The sequence below is a fragment of the Burkholderia sp. L27(2015) genome (assembly GCF_009765705.1).
In the GTDB taxonomy this organism is placed as follows: Bacteria; Pseudomonadota; Gammaproteobacteria; order Burkholderiales; family Burkholderiaceae; genus LMUX01.
The window spans coordinates 820,498-837,620 of record NZ_LMUX01000021.1; the positions used below are offsets into that span (position 1 = coordinate 820,498).

A 17,123-nucleotide genomic window follows, 5' to 3' on the forward strand; every position below is an offset into this window, starting at 1 on the left:
ACTCATCTGCTCACTCATCTGCTCACTGAGCTGCTCGCGCCTGTCGCGTAAAACCCGTTGATCGCTTTCAATTCCAGAAACCCCTCTATGCTGAAACGGCCATTCTCGCGTCCGAAGCCAGACTGGCCGAAGCCGCCGAATGGCGCGGCCAGATTCGGTGCCGCGGCGTTCAAAATCACCTGGCCGGTACGCAGCCGCCGCGCGAGCGCTGTAGCGTGCGCCTCATCGCTCGACCAGACGCCGCCTGACAAACCGTAGGGCGTGTCATTGGCAATCGCGATACCGGCTTCCTCATCCGCATACGGCATGACCGCCAGAACCGGACCGAAGACCTCCTCGTTGGCGATGGCCATTGTCGGCATGACACGGTCGAAGACGGTCGGCGCGATGAAGTAGCCGCGCTCGAAACCTGCCGCGCGGCCCGCGCCACCTGCAACACAACGGGCACCCGCAGCCATTGCCGCATCGATATGCCGATTCACGATGACAAACTGACGATCGGTTGCCAGCGGCCCCAACCTCGTAGCGGCGGCAGCGGGGTCTCCCGGTTGCCACTCGGCCAATGCCGCAACGATGCGTTGCGAAACCTCATCATGCAACCGTTGCGGCACCAGGAGACGCGCATGAGCCACGCAGGTCTGGCCGGAGTTCACCATCGCGCGCCGCACGATGTTCGGAATCACAAGATCGAGATCGGCGTCGTCGAGCACCAGCGATGCCGACTTGCCCCCCAGCTCCAGCACCACGCGCTTGAGCGAAGCAGCGGCGCCAGCCAGCACGCGTTTGCCGACCGCCGCCGAACCGGTGAAACTGACCAGGTCGATATCGCCGTGCGTGACCAGCCGCTCGCCCACTTGCGGCCCGCCCCAGACCAGGTTGACCACGCCGCGTGGCAGACCGGCCTCGACTACCGCCTCCATGAATAGTTGCGCGACACGCGGCGCAACCTCACTGGGCTTGAGCACCGTGGTACAGCCCGCGCCGATAGCGCCAGCGACCTTCGCGACGATCTGATGCAGCGGGAAATTCCAGGGGGTAATGGCAGCGATCACGCCCGCGGGCTCGCGCACGACTAGCGCATTGTGGATCCGCTCTTCCCAGACGACCTCGTCGAGACCAGCGACTATCGCGTTGAGATTGCTCAGCGGCATCGCCATCTGCATGGTCTTGCCAACCGATATGGGCACGCCGAGTTCGTGCGTCAGCGCGTCGACGAACGCATCGCTGCGCTGCGCCAGCGCGGCGTGCAATGCGTTTAACGCGTCGCGCCGCTCACTTCGCGTGCTCACGGACCAGGCCGGGAAAGCACGGCGTGCCGCATCGATAGCACGATCGACGTCGGCGAGGCTGCAGGCCACCACACGCCCGACCGGCGATTCCGTCACGGGGCTCGTCACCGTAAAGGTCGTCGTGCCGGTGGCCGGCAACCACTCGCCGTCGGCGTGGAAAAAGCGATAGTCGTTCATGCTTTCGGCCTCGACGAAAGCGGATGCGGGCCGGCGTCCGGTACCGGCACCCCGGGCATCGGCTGCAGGCGCAACAAATGCCAAGGGCCCGGCATTTCGCCAACCGGCACCTCGATCAATACGGGGCCGTCCTCGCTCAGCGATTCTGTAATCGCCGCTTGCAGCGCGGCGGGAGTCCCGACGCGCACCGCTGGAATCCTGAATGCCGCAGCGAGCGCCAGAAAGTCAGGATTCTCCAGCGCGACCGCGACTTCGTTCTCCGGTCCAAACACGCGCTTCTGAATCATCCGTACGTTGCCGAAATGACCGTCATTGAATATGACCAGCGTAACCGGCAAATTGTATTTACGTGCGGTGGCGAGTTCCTGCAGATTCCAGCCGAAACCTCCGTCGCCCGTGATCGACACGACGCGGCGGCCGTCGCCACCGGCAGCGGCGCCTAGCGCAGTCGGAAAACCGTAGCCGAGCGTGCCCTGGTAGGTCGGACCGATATACGTGCGCGGACCGTAGACCGGAAATGCAATGCGCGCGAGGTAACCCACCTGCGTGAGCTCGTTGACCAGGATACCGTCGTCGGGCAACGCCGCACGCAGCGCACGAATATAGTCCGCTTGCGGCGAGACTCGATCGATCTGGGCCTGCGCCCATGCTTTGAGACCTTCGGCTTCGGTACGGCTGAGCACTTCGCGCGGCTTGACGATCTCCGCGAGCTCTTCGAGCGCAACGCGCGCGTCAGCCTGCAATGCAAGCGCCGCGTTGCGAGGTGCGGCCATGTCGGCCGCATCGATATTGATGAAGAGGAAACGCGTGCCGGCTGCGCTCCACGATGGCGTCGGTTGCAGAGCGTTCATGAAGCGGCTGCCGATCACCACGACCACGTCGGCGTGTTCGAACACCGCGCGACCGGCCAACGTGTTCATGGCTAGCGGATGGCGGTCGGACAACGCGCCAAGACCGTTCTCGCTCATGATGACAGGGATATTGAGCTTTTCGGCGAGGCGTTTCAGCGCGTCACCCGCGTGCGCCTGCAGCACGCCACCGCCGACGTATAGCGCTGGCAACCGGGCGCCATCGAGCGCACCGGCGATACGCCTGAGCACAGCACGATCGAGATCCGCCTGCGCGCCCCGGACCGTCGCCGCCGCAGGCACCGCAGCAACAGCGTCGTCAACGCGACCTTCCAGCGTGTCGTGCGAAACCTCTAGACCTACCGGCCGAGGCCGCCCTGTGTTGACCTGCGTGAAAGCGGCGCGAACGGCGGACGCGATTTCCTCGGTGGCACCGATACAGGTATTCCATTTGGTCAAGCCGGCGATCAAGCCGGTTTGATCCTTGATTTCATGCAGCAGGCCGTACCCGGCACCGATGCCGTGCGAATGAATGTTCCCGGCAACGAAGACGACCTTCGAGTTGGCCGCGTAGGCAGTCGCAAGCCCGGCGCCTGCATTCAGTACCCCCGGACCCGGCACCACCATCGCGACACCCGGCTTGCCGCTTGCGCGGTAGTAGCCATCGGCCATGTAGGTCGTCGCCTGCTCGTGCCGCGGGACGAATAGTTTGATCTTGTCCTGACGCTGGCGCAGCGCGTCGACCGCCCAGTCCAACTGCACGCCGGGAATCATGAACAGAGTATCAACCTGCTGCTCGATCAACGAGTCCACGAGAATCTGACCGCCTGTGCGTTGCATAGCAAAATCTTCCAGTAACGTCGTTCAATAGGGCAGGTCGAAAGCCGCTGCCGGCGGCTCCACGCCTGTCTTCATCCGTTGAGGCTGAGCGCTTGCAATGCCGCGATCAGCCTGGCGTTCTCATCGGGCAACCCGATCGTGATGCGCAACCAGCAAGGCAGGTCATAGCTCCCAAGCGGACGCACGATGATGCCTCGCTTCATCAATGCGGCATTGACGCGCGCCCCCGCACCGTCGTCACGGCCAACCCGGACCATGACAAAGTTGCCCCACGACGGCACATAGGACAACTTCATCGCGTCAAACGCATTCGTCAGTTGCGCGTAGCCGTTGCGGTTTACCTCGCGCGATCGGGCAAGGAACACTGCGTCGCCCAGCGCGGCGGCGGCCGCCACCTGGGCGAGCGCATTGACGTTAAACACCTGGCGGACGCGGTTAATCAAGCCCGTCAACGCCGGGCTCGCCACGCCAAAGCCCACGCGCAGACCGGCAAGGCCAAACGCCTTCGAGAACGTGCGAGTGACAAGCAAGTTCGGAAAACGGTCGATCCAGCGCAGCGAGTCGTAGCGATCGGCGGGTTCCAGGTATTCCGTATAGGCCTCGTCGAGCACGACGACCACCTGCGAAGGCACCCGCTCGATGAATGCGAGCACCTTTTCGCCGGACAGGAAATGCCCCGTTGGGTTGTTGGGATTGGCAATGTAGACCAGCCGCGTGTCCGCCCGAATGGCGGCGGCCATCGCATCCAGATCGTGGCCCATCGATGCGTCTGCCGGCACGACGATGTACTCGGCGCCGCATGCCTGTGTCGCCGTGGAATAGACCACGAACGAGTACTGCGAATACAACGCGGACTGCCCGGGCTGCAGCACCGCGCGCGCGATCATCTCGAGAATGTCGTGGCTGCCGTTGCCCAGCGTGATGCAGCCTGCGTCGATTGCATAGTGATCCGAGAGGGCGGCCTTCAGCTCGAAGCCGTTCGCATCAGGATACTGATTGCCTTCGGCAAGAGCCGCCGAAATGGCTAGGCGCGATTTGCCGGGCATCCCGAGCGGATTCTCGTTCGACGCGAGCTTGACGACATCGCCGCGCTGGAGACCGAATTCGCGCACAACGTCCGAGATCGGACGGCCGGCCACATAAGGTGGAATCTTTTGAACGTGCGGCGGGCAATACGGCAGGAAATCCGACATGTTTGTATCTCGATGAAATCAGGCTTGAATGGTCTGCGTGGCGCAGTCGCCGCACAGGTCCGGTGTCACGGGGGCCGCGCCGCGAATCTGGTCGATGAGCGCGAGCGGATCGTCCGGCAAGACGTCGCCGCGCCAGGCTACGTGCTGGTCCGGACGCGACAACAGCAACGCGTGCCGATAGGGTGACGGCCGCACCGGCACATCGATGTCAACGATCTTCAACGGCACGCCGCGTAGCTGAGCCGCACGTTCGAGCGGCGCGACATCGACACTGCGATCGAAGCGCAGCAGCGAATAGTCGGCGCCCAAGGCGTCATACAGCGAGCGTCCACCGCGCAGCACGAAGTGCGGCGTACGGCAGCCGGGCACCGTCGACGCCGTGAAGCTGCCCATGCTGTAGCTGGGCGCAGTTTCCCCGTCGTAGGCGATCAACGGCGAGCGATCGTAGAAGTAGCCGAAGTTCAGACCGGCGCAACTGTATTGCTGCACGTTCAGATCGTAGGCACGCTGGCCGACCGCCGCGCGCACGGCGTCGCCGGCGGGGCCTGGCGCCTCGATATCGGCCGGCACTGCACCGCGTTGCGCAGCCATTGCATGCGCATGGTTCATCGCAAACCGCGAGACCTGCTCTGTGATCGGCATCCGTTCATCGGTGTAGGCACGCAGTGCGTGTTCGCCCGCCCAGCCGTGCACACGGGCGGCCAGCAACCACGCGAGGTTGGCCGCGTCGGCAATGCCGGCGTTCATCCCGTAGCCGGCATAGGGCACCCACAGATGCGCGGCGTCGCCACAGATGAAAACGCGTCGATCCTGGAAACGATCCGCCACCAACCGCCGTCCGTACCAATCTTCGTTGCTGATCACTTCGTATTCGAAGCTATCGTCCACGCCCAGGATGTCGCGAATGGAACGGTCGCGATCGACCGAAGTGAACTCGGGCTCGTCATCTTTCAGATAGTTGTGAATTAGCCAGCATTCCTTGCCGTCGATCGCGTACATGTTGCCGCAGCGACGCGGATTGAGCGAAAACGTCGCCCACGCCGGCGGATGCTTGAACAGGTTCAGCATCTTGGGCGCCCGGATATAGGTCGATTGCACGCGCTGCACGACGGCGTCGCCGACCAGCGATGCGCCGATTCCCTTGCGCACGATTGAGCGGCCGCCGTCGCAGCCGATCAGGTAGTCGGCCGTGAAGGTCATCGTGTGCCCGCCATCGAGTTCGCGCGCGGTGACGCTTACGCCCTGGTCGTCCTGGGCGAAGGCTAGCATTTCAATGCGATTGACCAGCGTTACGTTCGGCATCGAAGCCGCGTGCGCGAACAGGATAGGCTCAAGAAAAATCTGGTTGATGCGATGCGGCGGTTCCATCGTCGGCCAGCCGGTATCGGGGCCCGGATCGCCGCGCAGGCGGCCAAGGCGGCTCGGAATCGGAATACGTGCGAGTTCCATACCGGTCGCGCTGGTGCGATAGGCAACGTCATGCGCGTAGTCGTCGGGCAAGCCGGCGGCACGCACCGCGTCGGCGACACCAAGCCGGCGGAATATCTCCATTGAACGCGCCGCGACGTGATTGCATTTGACGCTCGGCGGCTCGCCTCGATCACGCAACTCGATGACCGTGACGGCGACGCCGCGGGAAGCCAGATCCATCGCCAGAGTCAGCCCGATTGGGCCGGCGCCGACTATCAATATGCGCTCCTGGGTCATAGCGGGATTCATGCCGGGATATCTCCACTGTTCGCTCAACTTGTAGCGAAGGACTTTATGGCGGTATATTTATGAACGCAAACGAATAAAATCTATGCCTCCATAAAGCGACTTTATGAATCCGACTCTCAGACAATTGCAGGCGTTCGTGCTGGCGTATCGGCTTGGTGTGCTCACACGCGCAGCCGATCAGATGTTCATTACGCAGTCGGCCGTCAGCGTGCTGATCCGGCAATTGGAGGAGGTGTTGGGGATGCGCTTGTTCGACCGTACGTCGCGCACGCTGCGGCCCACGGTCGCCGCGCAGGAGATCTTGCCCACAGCCGAGCGGATGTTGCGCGACCTGGAATCGATCCGGGTAGGCGCCAGGGAGTTGACGCTACGCGAACGCGGTCACCTGCGGTTTGCGGCGACACCGTCGGTGTCGGCCGCGATACTGCCGAAATTGATCGCCGAATATAAGGTCTTATATCCCAACATCGTTGTGTCGATGGACGACGCGGCGCCAGACCGGCTGACCGCGGCCATGCTGACCGGCGACGTCGAGTTCGGCATCGGCACGCTAGGCGACAAGCCCGAGGGCATCGGCTTGCGATGCCTGGTGCGCGATCATCTTTGCGCAATTTGCCTCAGGGAATCGAAGCTGGCGAGAAAACGCAAGGTGACATGGGAGGATGTACTCGATCAACCCTGGATCACAGTGAGGTCCAGTAGCGGAATTCGCAATCTGATTGACGAAACGCTGCGCGCGCTCGGCGTGCGCAAGACGGTGCAATACGAGGTCTCTTACATGACCACCGGCTTGTCGATGGCGTCGTGCGGCCTGGGCGTGGCGATTTTTCCGGGCGTATTGCTGGGCTCGTTCCCGCACCCCGATCTGGTCGCGCGCAAACTCGAGCAGCCTGTCGTCACGCGCGATGTCCAATTGATTACCCGCGCTGAACACTCGCTATCGCCGGCAGCGGAGTCTTTCATCGACCTCTGGTACAAGCGCCTGGGCAAACCGGAAGGAATGGCGACGTCGGTCCGGCAGCTTTGAGCGCTCCCGGTCACCGCGCCCGGCCACGGCTTGCGCCGCATCGTTGAATTTTTTTCCTGCCCTGCCATTCCTTTTTCTCGCTGGTCGTGGTTTTTTCTATTACGCATACTGCCTCACCAGGTAAGCAGTGCTGTTCAAGCAAGCGGAGCGAGATCGATGGCGGGCATGACCCTTTCCGAGAAACTGTTGTCACGCAGCGCGGGCAAACCGCTGCGCGCGGGCGACATCGGCATTTGCAAGGCCGACTACGCCATGGGCACGGACGGCTCGGTGCCCATGGCACTCGATTATTTCGCGGCCATGGGTGGTACCCGCGTCTTCTCGGCAGAACAACTGCTGTTCGCACTAGATCACTACGCGCCCGCGCCTAGCCCCAAATCGGCGATGTTGCAGGTGCGCATCCGGCGTTTCGCGGCCGAACAGGGCATCACCGTGTTCGACGTGGGCGCCGGCATCGGCCACCAGATCGTTGTCGAACAAGCGTATGCGCGCCCCGGACGGCTGCTGGTCGGCGCCGACAGCCATGCTGTCACCTATGGCGCCGCCAACTGTTTTGCCACGGGCATCGGCTCGTCCGATCTGGCGGGCGTCATGATGACCGGCCAGGTCTGGCTAAAAGTACCGGCGACGATCAAGGTCAACCTGACCGGCCGTCTGCGCGAGGGCGCGAGCGCCAAAGACCTGGCCTTGTCGCTCGCGCGCAAACTGGGCAGCGATGGTGCCGCCTACCAGGCCCTGGAATTTCATGGCGATGGCGTGGCCGCACTCGACTTTGACGATCGCCTCGTGATCGCCAATATGTCCATTGAAATGGGCGCCAAGAATGCGGTATTCGCCGCCGACGCCGTGACCTTCGATTACCTGTCGTCGCGCCTCGCAGGCGACGCCGCTGAAAGCGCGCTCGCGCAATGCGTCGAAGACGCGCTATACGCCGATCCCGATGCCGTGTACGCCAGCGAGATGGATGTCGTTCTCGACGACGTCGAACCCTGTGTCGCGCTGCCGCATCAGGTCGATCAGGTTGTACCCGTCGCGCAAGTCAGCGGCACGCCGGTGCAAATGGTGTACCTCGGCACTTGCACGGGCGGGCGCGTGAAGGATTTCCGCGAAGCACTCGATGTGTTGATGCGGCACGGCGGCCCAGCGCCCGGCGTGCAACTCGTGGTCACGCCGGCCTCGCGCGAGATCATGGAATCGCTCGCTCGCGGCGGAGAGCTGGCCGACTTTCTCGCGATGGGCGCGGTCGTCGTCACGCCCGGCTGCGGATCGTGTTGCGGCACCGGCGGCGCAATTCCAGCGGATGGGGTCAATATCATCTCAACCGCGAACCGCAATTTCAAAGGGCGCATGGGCAACGCGACCGCCAACATCTTCCTGGCGTCACCGCGCGTATGCGCCGCCAGCGCGGTGGCCGGACACATTATCGACCCGCACACACTCGACGACCACGCGAAGCGCCCGAAGTCAGATTCCCTTAAGCCTGCGCAACCATGAAAGACGACATCGACACCCCGCCGCAGGCCCGCACGCACGTGGACGGCACTCAACCCGCCGTGATCGTTCAAGGCACGGCCCGTTGCTTTGGCGACGACATCAATACGGACTACATTATTTCGTCGCGTCGCAAACGTGAATCGCTGGACCCCTTGGTCTTGAAGGATTATCTGTTCGAGACCATCGCTCCCGAATTCGCCGCCACCGTGCGCCCGGCCGACGTGCTCGTCGCGGGCAAGAACTTCGGTTGCGGTTCGGCCATGGAAGTGGCGGTCACGGCCGTGGTGGGTGCCGGCATCCGGTTCGTCATCGCGCGCAGCTTCGCTCGCACCTATTTTCGCAATGCGATCAATAACGGCCTTTACCCGATCGAATGCGATACCGATTCGATCCAGGAAGGCGACGCATTGACGGTGACACTCGGCGCGACCATCACAGTGCAGCGCCCGGGCGCATCTGAACCGCTGATCGCCGCGCCGATCGCCGCCGAAGTTTTGGAAATTCTCGCCGCGGGTGGCCTCGTGCCCTACCTGCGCGAGCGACGCACCTTTTAATCGCAAACAAAGAGACCATCATGAGCCAATTCAATCAACCCGGCTTCCGGGTACTGCCGATGCCTGCGCGCATTTCCGCCGAAATCATCAGCGCGTATGAAAAGGTCGTCACGCCGCATATCAGCGACAGCATGCAGCGCTTGTGCGGCGTCATCGGGTTGCAGCGCTATCACCGCAGCAAAAAATTGGTCGGCCGCGCGATCACCGCCAAGGTGCGTCCCGGCGACAACATGATGATCCACAAAGCCATCGATATCGCTGAACCCGGCGACGTGATCGTGGTCGACGGCGGCGGAGATGTTACGCAAGCGCTGGTCGGCGAACTGATGCAGATCCATGCACAAGTGCGTGGCGTGGCCGGCTTCGTGATCGACGGCGCAGTGCGCGATATCGCCGCTTTCTATGCCGCCGACTTCCCGTGCTACGCCCGCGGCAACACGCACCGTGGCCCGTTCAAGGAAGGGCCGGGCGAAGTCAATGTCCCAGTCGCGATCGGTGGCCTGGTCATCTCGGCCGGCGACCTGATCGTGGGTGATGAAGACGGGCTGGTCGCAATACAAGCCGACCAACTGACTGACGTGCTGGCGAAGGCGCACGACCAAGCCAAGCGCGAAGAGCAACGCAAGATCGCGATACGCGCAGGACAGGACAAGCGCGGCTGGATCGACGAGCGCCTCAAAGCGCTGGGCGTGATCGCCTGACCCGCGCCGAACCCCGCGCCTGAATCGTAAAGGAACCCCTCATGATTACCTTAGCCTCCCGCGTGCAACGCATCCGTCCTTCACCCAGTTCGATGGCGACCGGTCGTGTCAAGGAACTGCGTGCGCAAGGGCGCAACATCATCGGCCTGACCTCCGGCGAGCCCGATTTCGACACGCCGCCGCATATCGTCGAAGCCGCCTATGCCGCGATGAAAGCCGGCAAGACGCGCTACACAGCGGTCGAAGGCATACCGGAACTCAGGCGCGCCATCTGCGATAAATTCAAGCGGGAAAACGGCCTCGAATTCACGCCCGACCAGATCGTGGTCGGCAACGGCGGCAAGCAGATCATTTTCAACGCGCTGACGTGTACTGTGGATGATGGCGACGAAGTCATCGTGCCCGCTCCGTACTGGGTGTCGTATCCGGATATGACGCTGCTCAACGGCGGCGTGCCGGTCATCGTGACGTGCTCGGCCGAGGCCGGCTACAAGATGAAGCCCGAGCAGCTCGAAGCGGCCATCACGCCCAAGACCAAGTGGCTGATTCTCAATTCGCCGTGCAATCCGACGGGCGCCGCATATACGCGCGAGGAACTGGCCGCGCTGGGCGCTGTGATCGAGCGTCATCCTCATGTGTGGGTGATGACCGACGATATCTACGAACACCTCGTGTACGACGGCTTTGCATTCACCACGTTCGCGCAAGTCAATCCGCAGTTGGCCGAACGCACGTTGACCATCAACGGCGTATCGAAAGCGTTCGCGATGACCGGCTGGCGCCTCGGATACGCGGGCGGCTCGCGTCCACTGATCAAGGCCATGATCAAACTGCAGTCGCAAAGCACCGGCAACGCATCGTCCGTGAGTCAGTCGGCAGCGTTGGCCGCGCTCACCGGGCCGACCGATTTTATCGAAGGCTGGCGTCTTCAATATCAGGCGCGGCGCGATCTGTTGATCGACAAACTCAACAAGATCGACGGCGTTCATTGCCCGACACCCACGGGCGCGTTCTATGTCTATCCGTCCTGTGCCGGTTTGATCGGCAAGAAAACGACGACCGGTACCGTGATCGACAACGATAGCGCGTTCGTCATGTACCTGCTCGATACGCAAGATGTCGCCGTGCTGCAGGGCGAGGCGTATGGGGTATCGCCGGCGTTCCGGATTTCTTTTGCCACCTCTATCGAGCAGTTGGAGGAAGCATGCCGACGCATTGCGATTGCGTGTGGGTCACTCACTTAACACTCGCTTAACACTCGTTCAGATTCGCGCAGTTTCGTTCAGATGCCTCAGCCTCTTCCTAAAACAGCAGCTTACTAAACAGGGAATCACAATGAAGAAATCGATACGCCCGACGCTGGCATTCACGCTGGCGCTGATGTTGGGAGCCAGTCTCGCGCCGCTAGCCCAGGGCCAGGAACTCACGGGCACACTCAAGCACATCAAGGATACCAACACCATTGTGCTGGGGCATCGCGAATCTTCGGTTCCTTATTCGTACTTTGATAACTCGCAGCATGTAGTCGGGTATTCGCAGGATATCGCGTTGATCATTGTCGAGGACATCAAGAAGGCATTAGGCACGCCGAATCTGCAAGTGAAATTGATCCCGATCAACGCGCAGAATCGGATCCCGCTGATACAAAACGGCACGATCAATATGGAGTGCGGCGGCACAACCAACAACCTCGAGCGCCGCAAGCAAGCCGATTTCTCGGACACGATTTCGATCACCGAGACACGACTGCTGACCAAACGCGATTCGAACATTCATTCGTTTGACGATATTGTCGGCAAGACAGTGGTCGTGACCGCAGGTACGACCTCCGAGCGCTACCTGAAGAAATACATCAACGATAAGAAATTGAACATCGTACTGATTTCTTCGCGTGATCACGCGGAGTCGTTCCTGATGGTGGATACGGGGCGAGCCGCGGCGTTCTTCATGGATGCCGATGTGCTGGCGGGTGAGCGCGCGAAATCGGCGCATCCGGACGACTATGTCATCACGGGCGAGCCGCAAACGCACGAGGCAATTGCCTGCATGCTGCCCAAGGACGATCCCGCGTTCAAGGCCCTGGTCGACAAATCGATCGCGCGGATCGAAACCGACGGCGAGACGAAAGCGCTTTATACCAAGTGGTTCATGTCGCCGATTCCGCCCAAAGGTATTAACCTGAACTATCCGCTCAGCGACAGTTTGAAGGCCGTGTTCAATCATCCTAACGATACGTCGCTGGACGAGTAACGGCGTAGAGACGGCCGCGACTGGGCGGCTGGAGCAGACGGCTGAAACCGACAGCGCAAGCCGACGACGCAAGCCTACAACCCACGCAGATGGCCCGCGCGAGCGGGCCTACTCATTCTACAAAGCGCTTTCTACAAAGCGCCCTTACAAAGCGAAGCGTTCCCGATAGGCCTGGGGTGTCACTCCGACGACGCGTAAGAAACTGCGTCGCATCGTCTCTTCGGAACCGAACCCGCAACGCGCCGCGATGCGCTTGACCGGCTGCGCGGTATCGCCCAGCGCGCGCCGCGCCGCCTCAACGCGCAACTGTTCGATGGCGCGCGCAGGGGTCGACCCCGTCGCGCCGCGATAGTGGCGCACGAAGCTGCGCTCGCTCATCCCCACGCGCTCAGCAAGCGCGGGCACCGAAAGATCGGCGGAGGGATTATTCGCGATCCAGGCGTGCAGATCCGCAAAGCGATCCGCTGCACTTTGCATCCCGCTTTGCGTCGAGGTTTGCATCGCGGTTTGCATCGATAGAGCCGCACTGAATTGCGCCTGCCCCCCGGGTCGCTTCAGGAATACCACCAGATGCCGCGCCACCTCTAATGCCAGCGCCCGGCCCACATCCTCTTCGACGAGCGCGAGCGCAAGGTCGATACCCGCGGTGACGCCGGCCGAGGTCCATACCGTTCCATCGCGGATGAATATCGGATCGGCTTCTACACGCACCGCCGGATAGCGCTGCGCCAATTCTGCACAGCGCGTCCAGTGCGTGACCGCGCGACGCTCGTCGAGCAGACCGGCGGCCGCGAGCAGGAACGCGCCCGTGCATACCGACGCCACGCGCCGGCTACGCGCAGCATGTTCGCGCAGCCAGGCTACGAGATGCGCATCGCGGGACATCGCGTGCACACCGTATCCGCCGGCAACGATAAGTGTGTCGGAGGGTTCTTGTGCAGTAGGCAATGGATGAGTCAAGAGGCCCAGGCCCGCGGACGCGACCACCGATGCGCCGCCAGGCGCGACCACACGCGGTAGATACGGCGCCGGCAAACCACGCGTGCGGGCGATATCGTTGACGGTTGCGAACACTTGCAGCGGCCCCGCGACGTCGAGCAATTGCACGTCGCTGAAGGCGAGCACATCGATACGCCGTATGGGCGCATCGATGGCATTTGGCGCAAAACGAGGGGTGATTGACATTTACGCCAAAGCTTACGCTGGTAAATTAACGATGTCCACTTTCATCAAAAAGGGTATCGCCATGACGTTACGTATCGGTCTTTTGGTTTTCCCCGGCGTTCAGCAGCTCGATCTCAGCGGGCCGTACGACGTGTTCGCGATGCTTGCCGACACGACCGTACATCTGATCTGGAAAACGCGCGAGCCCGTGCGCTCCAGCGGCGGCATGGTGTTGACGCCCGATACCACCTTTGCCGATTGCCCACCGCTCGATGTTATCTGCGTGCCCGGCGGCAGCGGCGTCGGGGCATTGCTTGAGGACGACGAGACGCTCGCCTTCCTCAAGCATCAAGCAAGCGGCGCGCGGTTTGTCACCTCGGTCTGCACGGGGGCGCTCGTGCTGGGCGCCGCCGGTTTATTGCGCGGCCGTCGCGCCACCACGCATTGGGCATTTCATGACTTGCTTCCGGCGTTGGGGGCGATCGCGATACGCGAGCGCGTGGTGCGCGATGGCAACCTGGTGACGGGCGGAGGGGTCACAGCGGGTATCGATTTCGCGCTGACGGTCGTCGCCGAATTGGTCGGCGTCGAGGCGGCGCAAGCGATCCAATTGCAAATTGAATATGCGCCCGCGCCGCCGTTCGATGCCGGCTCGCCGGACACCGCGCCCTCGAGCGTAGTAGCGAGCGCTCGCGAGCGCGCCGCGCCGCTACTTGCGCAGCGCGCGGCCATCGTTGCGCGCTGCGCCCAGCGATTGGGGCTATAAGGGGGCGGCCGCGCGCTCAGGCTGAGTGCTGGGTGTCGATTGCTGAGTACAAGCGCATGCACCGGCGCCGCCGTCCTAACAAAGTGCTCGCTCACGCTCCTTCGCGCGTCGCACGCTTGACTCCATCGAGGTCCCAACATCCGTTGAACCCCGACAGCAGCTCGCGCAGCCGCCCCACCCGTCCGGCCAGCCTCTGAGCGAGCCAATAGGGACCGTCCAGCGCTTCCGGCAACGCTCCCCCATCGGCATCGTGGTCCGGAACGTCCAGCGGAGTCGCCGTAAAGCTCAAACCTGTTACTTTGCCGCTGCGCAACGCGAGTGCCATGCCTATCATCGACGCGCGCGTATACCTCTCGAGCGGCTGGCAATAGACCGCGAATAACGCCCGCTGTTCAGCGGTAAATGATGCAGAAGCGGCGGCCAGCAACTCCAGCGCGCTGAGTATCGTCCTGTGCTCGCGCTGGATATCTTCCAGAATATACGGCGGCGCCCCGGTCTCCTTCGATGTCGACGGAATCAGCGTACGCAAGGTCACCAACCCGTTGCTCAAGTCGGCAAATGCGGCAATCTGCTGCGTGGCCGTCAACGGTGCGCCATGCAGGATGTCTCGATACAAGCGCGCGCCTTTGCGCAAATTGCCAGCCAGGCCATAGCGCCAGGAAAACGTCGCATGCAGCGGCAGCGTGAACGAAAACACCAATGCGATGACGATCCCGATCAACACATTGGCCGTGCGCCACAAGCCGACGTCGATCGCGTTATCGCCGTGGCCGGCCACGATGAACAACGTGATCGCAGCCAGCAGAGCCATATAGCCGGTGCGGCCGATCGCATAAAACGCGCACACGCCGGCGAATACCGACATCAGCACGTAAGTCAGGGCAAGCGAACCGATGATCGATTGCTGGACGATGCATAGCAGTCCTGCAGTTGCACCTATCATCGTACCCACGGTGCGTTCGGCCGCTTTCTTGCGTATCGTGCCCACGTGCTGCAGGCCGCCGATCACCACCAGCACCGTCACCGATGCCCAAAGCCCATACGGAATATGCAGTGCGCTAGTGAGAATGATGGACACAAAAAGCGCCATGCCGACACGCACGCTATGAAACACCCCGGCATGCCGGAAGCGTTGATAAGGCGAGGTGACGCGCTCCACCTGCCGGCTAAACCAGCTGCGCCGCTCAAATGATGGCGTTTCGGTCGACACGGTCAGGCGCCCTGTTCCGGCATCGCCTCGCCCGCGATCCGGCTGCGGTCGCGCCCAGCCGATTTTGCCGCATAGAGCGCGCGGTCCGCGCCGCGTATCAGTAGCTCCGGTTGGCTGGTCCGCGAGGGCGCGTCCACTGCGTCGATGCCGACACTGATGGTGACGATGCCGTAAGGGCTACCGCCGTGCGTGATCTTGAGCGCCCGAATGCCTCGGCGGATTTTCTCGGCGATCTGCAATGCCGACTCGGTATCCACGTCGGGCAACAACACGCTGATCTCTTCACCGCCGTAGCGCGCGGCAAGATCCCCGGCGCGGCGCTGCCCCGCCTCTTTGATCACCTTCGCGATGACGCGCAAGCACTCGTCACCCGCCAAGTGACCATAGATATCGTTGTACTGTTTGAAATAGTCGATATCGATCATGATGAGCGCCAGCGCGCTTTCGTGGGACACGGCACGGCGGTGCTCACTCGCAAGCGCAAGATCGAAGCGTCGCCGATTGGCGAGTCCGGTCAAGCTATCCTGCATCGCGAGTTGTTCCAGCGACTGATTAAGCGCCTCCATCGCACCATGTGCCTGAACCAGTTGCAGCTCGGCACCGGCGCGCAGTTTGATTTGTGCAATGAGACGCCACCCCACCAACGCCAGCGCAAGCACCAGCGAAATCGCCCCGCAGACATGCACGATCGCGCCCGACCACCAGCCGTCCAGTACTTCGTCGCGGCCCAGCGCGACATTGACGAACAAGGGATAGCGCTCCAGATGCTGGAAGCTGTTGAGTCGCGTCACCCCGTCCAACTCCGAGACCAGAGTGACCGAACCCGCGAACTGCTTGGCGTAGTCACGAAAAGTCGCGGCAGCCGTCACATCTTTGCCGATCGAGCCGGCCAGCGTTGGGTAACGCAAGACCATGATGCCGGAATTGAACGCGAGCGCGATCGCGCCCTGCCTGCCGATATCGAAACGTTTGTAAAAACGGCTGAAATAGTCGATGTCGAACGCCGCCGACACCACCCCGGCGAAACTGCCATCGGCGTGGTCGAAGCGCCGGCTCAGCGGGATAACCCATTTCCCCGTACGCCGACTCTGTACCGGCAGACCGATATGCACTTGGTGGTCAACGTGAGCCCGATGGTATTGGAAGTATTCGCGGTCCGAATTGTTGACGTCCGCATTCTGGGCACTCATGGAGCTCACGAGCATCCGACCATCTTCGTCGTAGACATCGACGCTCTGGATCTGAGGCAATTCGGCCGGGATCTGCGTGAGCAAACCGCGCACGCGCTGCAGCGCGGCCGGCCGGGTGCCATCGCTCTCAATGCGCTCGACCAGTTCGAACAGCACCGTGTCGACTTCTTTAAACGAGTCGTCCGCGTGGTGCGCAAGCGCCTGGGCCATATTCGAACTGGATACGACTGACGCACGCAAAGCCTCGTCGCGTTCGCTCCAGGCTCGCCACAAGTCCATCGTCATCAGAGAAAGGCAAACCAGTGCGACGAACACGACGGCGAACGTCGCCGTCGGCACCGAAGCAACCGCCCGATCGGGTTTGATTTTTTGAGGGATGTCGATGATGTTTATCCGACGTGGAACAGGGCGTTACATCCGTCGATTCTACTTGAGCGCGACGCGCTCAGGGCGTTAAAGCGACAGTGCGTACAACGCCTGGAGGTTTTTTTGGGGTCTTTCGGGGCTTTCGGGTCTTTCCACTCAGCGCGGCACGAAAATAATGGTCCCATATTGACGGCCGGTATTTAGAATTACCGATTGGCTCTGTTTCGATCAGTACCGCTTCGCTTCAGCCAAAACCGCGATTCTTCGGACGCGCTGTCGCAACTGCGCGGCAATTACCCGGCTGAGGGCTGAAACCACCCGACGCTGTGGGATAG

14 protein-coding genes are annotated in these 17,123 nt (G+C 62.1%); 7 read left to right on the forward strand and 7 right to left on the reverse strand.

The genetic code is table 11. The features are described from left to right. Window positions 1–14: 14 nt before the first annotated feature. The 4 genes from GSQ77_RS22080 to GSQ77_RS22095 form a co-directional block, all read right to left on the reverse strand. On the reverse strand, window positions 15–1,466 hold the full coding sequence (locus tag GSQ77_RS22080) for an aldehyde dehydrogenase family protein (protein ID WP_158904880.1): 1,452 nt from the start codon (window positions 1,464–1,466) through the stop codon (window positions 15–17). After that, window positions 1,463–3,154 (reverse strand): thiamine pyrophosphate-dependent enzyme, encoded by a 1,692-nt coding sequence (locus tag GSQ77_RS22085; RefSeq protein ID WP_158904881.1) that lies wholly within the window; start codon window positions 3,152–3,154, stop codon window positions 1,463–1,465. The genes GSQ77_RS22080 and GSQ77_RS22085 overlap by 4 nt, the downstream gene beginning before the upstream one ends. 71 nt (window positions 3,155–3,225) lie before the next feature. Beyond that, window positions 3,226–4,347, reverse strand: coding sequence for a histidinol-phosphate transaminase (gene hisC, locus GSQ77_RS22090; RefSeq protein ID WP_158904882.1), 1,122 nt, complete (start codon window positions 4,345–4,347; stop codon window positions 3,226–3,228). A gap of 18 nt (window positions 4,348–4,365) precedes the next feature. After that, entirely contained in the window at window positions 4,366–6,066 is a 1,701-nt protein-coding gene (locus GSQ77_RS22095; protein ID WP_254067736.1) for an FAD-dependent oxidoreductase, read from the reverse strand. A 103-nt stretch (window positions 6,067–6,169) separates the two neighbouring features. Here GSQ77_RS22095 and GSQ77_RS22100 point away from each other — a divergent pair, with 103 nt between their 5' ends. From GSQ77_RS22100 to GSQ77_RS22125, 6 genes are all read left to right on the forward strand, one after another. Then, entirely contained in the window at window positions 6,170–7,093 is a 924-nt protein-coding gene (locus tag GSQ77_RS22100; RefSeq protein ID WP_158904883.1) for a LysR family transcriptional regulator, read from the forward strand. A 156-nt stretch (window positions 7,094–7,249) separates the two neighbouring features. Then, window positions 7,250–8,587 (forward strand): aconitase/3-isopropylmalate dehydratase large subunit family protein, encoded by a 1,338-nt coding sequence (locus GSQ77_RS22105; RefSeq protein ID WP_158904884.1) that lies wholly within the window; start codon window positions 7,250–7,252, stop codon window positions 8,585–8,587. Further along, the gene (locus tag GSQ77_RS22110) at window positions 8,584–9,141 is read left to right on the forward strand and encodes an alpha-IPM isomerase (protein WP_158904885.1); all 558 of its coding nucleotides are present in this window, start codon (window positions 8,584–8,586) and stop codon (window positions 9,139–9,141) included. The genes GSQ77_RS22105 and GSQ77_RS22110 overlap by 4 nt, the downstream gene beginning before the upstream one ends. A 20-nt stretch (window positions 9,142–9,161) precedes the next feature. After that, complete coding sequence (locus GSQ77_RS22115; RefSeq protein WP_158904886.1) at window positions 9,162–9,842, forward strand: RraA family protein; 681 nt, start codon at window positions 9,162–9,164, stop codon at window positions 9,840–9,842. Window positions 9,843–9,883: 41 nt separating this feature from the next. Next, entirely contained in the window at window positions 9,884–11,086 is a 1,203-nt protein-coding gene (locus tag GSQ77_RS22120; protein WP_158904887.1) for a pyridoxal phosphate-dependent aminotransferase, read from the forward strand. Between the two features lie 115 nt (window positions 11,087–11,201). Next, on the forward strand, window positions 11,202–12,092 hold the full coding sequence (locus GSQ77_RS22125) for a glutamate/aspartate ABC transporter substrate-binding protein (RefSeq protein WP_174246503.1): 891 nt from the start codon (window positions 11,202–11,204) through the stop codon (window positions 12,090–12,092). A 144-nt stretch (window positions 12,093–12,236) separates the two neighbouring features. Here GSQ77_RS22125 and GSQ77_RS22130 read toward each other — a convergent pair whose 3' ends face one another. Then, window positions 12,237–13,277 (reverse strand): GlxA family transcriptional regulator, encoded by a 1,041-nt coding sequence (locus GSQ77_RS22130; RefSeq protein WP_158904889.1) that lies wholly within the window; start codon window positions 13,275–13,277, stop codon window positions 12,237–12,239. Window positions 13,278–13,338: 61 nt separating this feature from the next. On the opposite strand from GSQ77_RS22130, the gene GSQ77_RS22135 reads away from it, so the two are divergent. Next, window positions 13,339–14,022 carry a DJ-1/PfpI family protein gene (locus GSQ77_RS22135; RefSeq protein ID WP_158906469.1) on the forward strand — a complete coding sequence of 228 codons (684 nt, stop codon included), beginning with the start codon at window positions 13,339–13,341 and terminating at the stop codon, window positions 14,020–14,022. 91 nt (window positions 14,023–14,113) lie between these two features. Here GSQ77_RS22135 and GSQ77_RS22140 read toward each other — a convergent pair whose 3' ends face one another. Together GSQ77_RS22140 and GSQ77_RS22145 are read right to left on the reverse strand one after the other, a co-directional pair. Continuing rightward, window positions 14,114–15,232 (reverse strand): FUSC family protein, encoded by a 1,119-nt coding sequence (locus GSQ77_RS22140; protein ID WP_254067737.1) that lies wholly within the window; start codon window positions 15,230–15,232, stop codon window positions 14,114–14,116. 2 nt (window positions 15,233–15,234) lie between these two features. Continuing rightward, the gene (locus tag GSQ77_RS22145) at window positions 15,235–16,761 is read right to left on the reverse strand and encodes a sensor domain-containing diguanylate cyclase (RefSeq protein WP_254067738.1); all 1,527 of its coding nucleotides are present in this window, start codon (window positions 16,759–16,761) and stop codon (window positions 15,235–15,237) included. Between the last annotated feature and the right edge of the window lie 362 nt (window positions 16,762–17,123).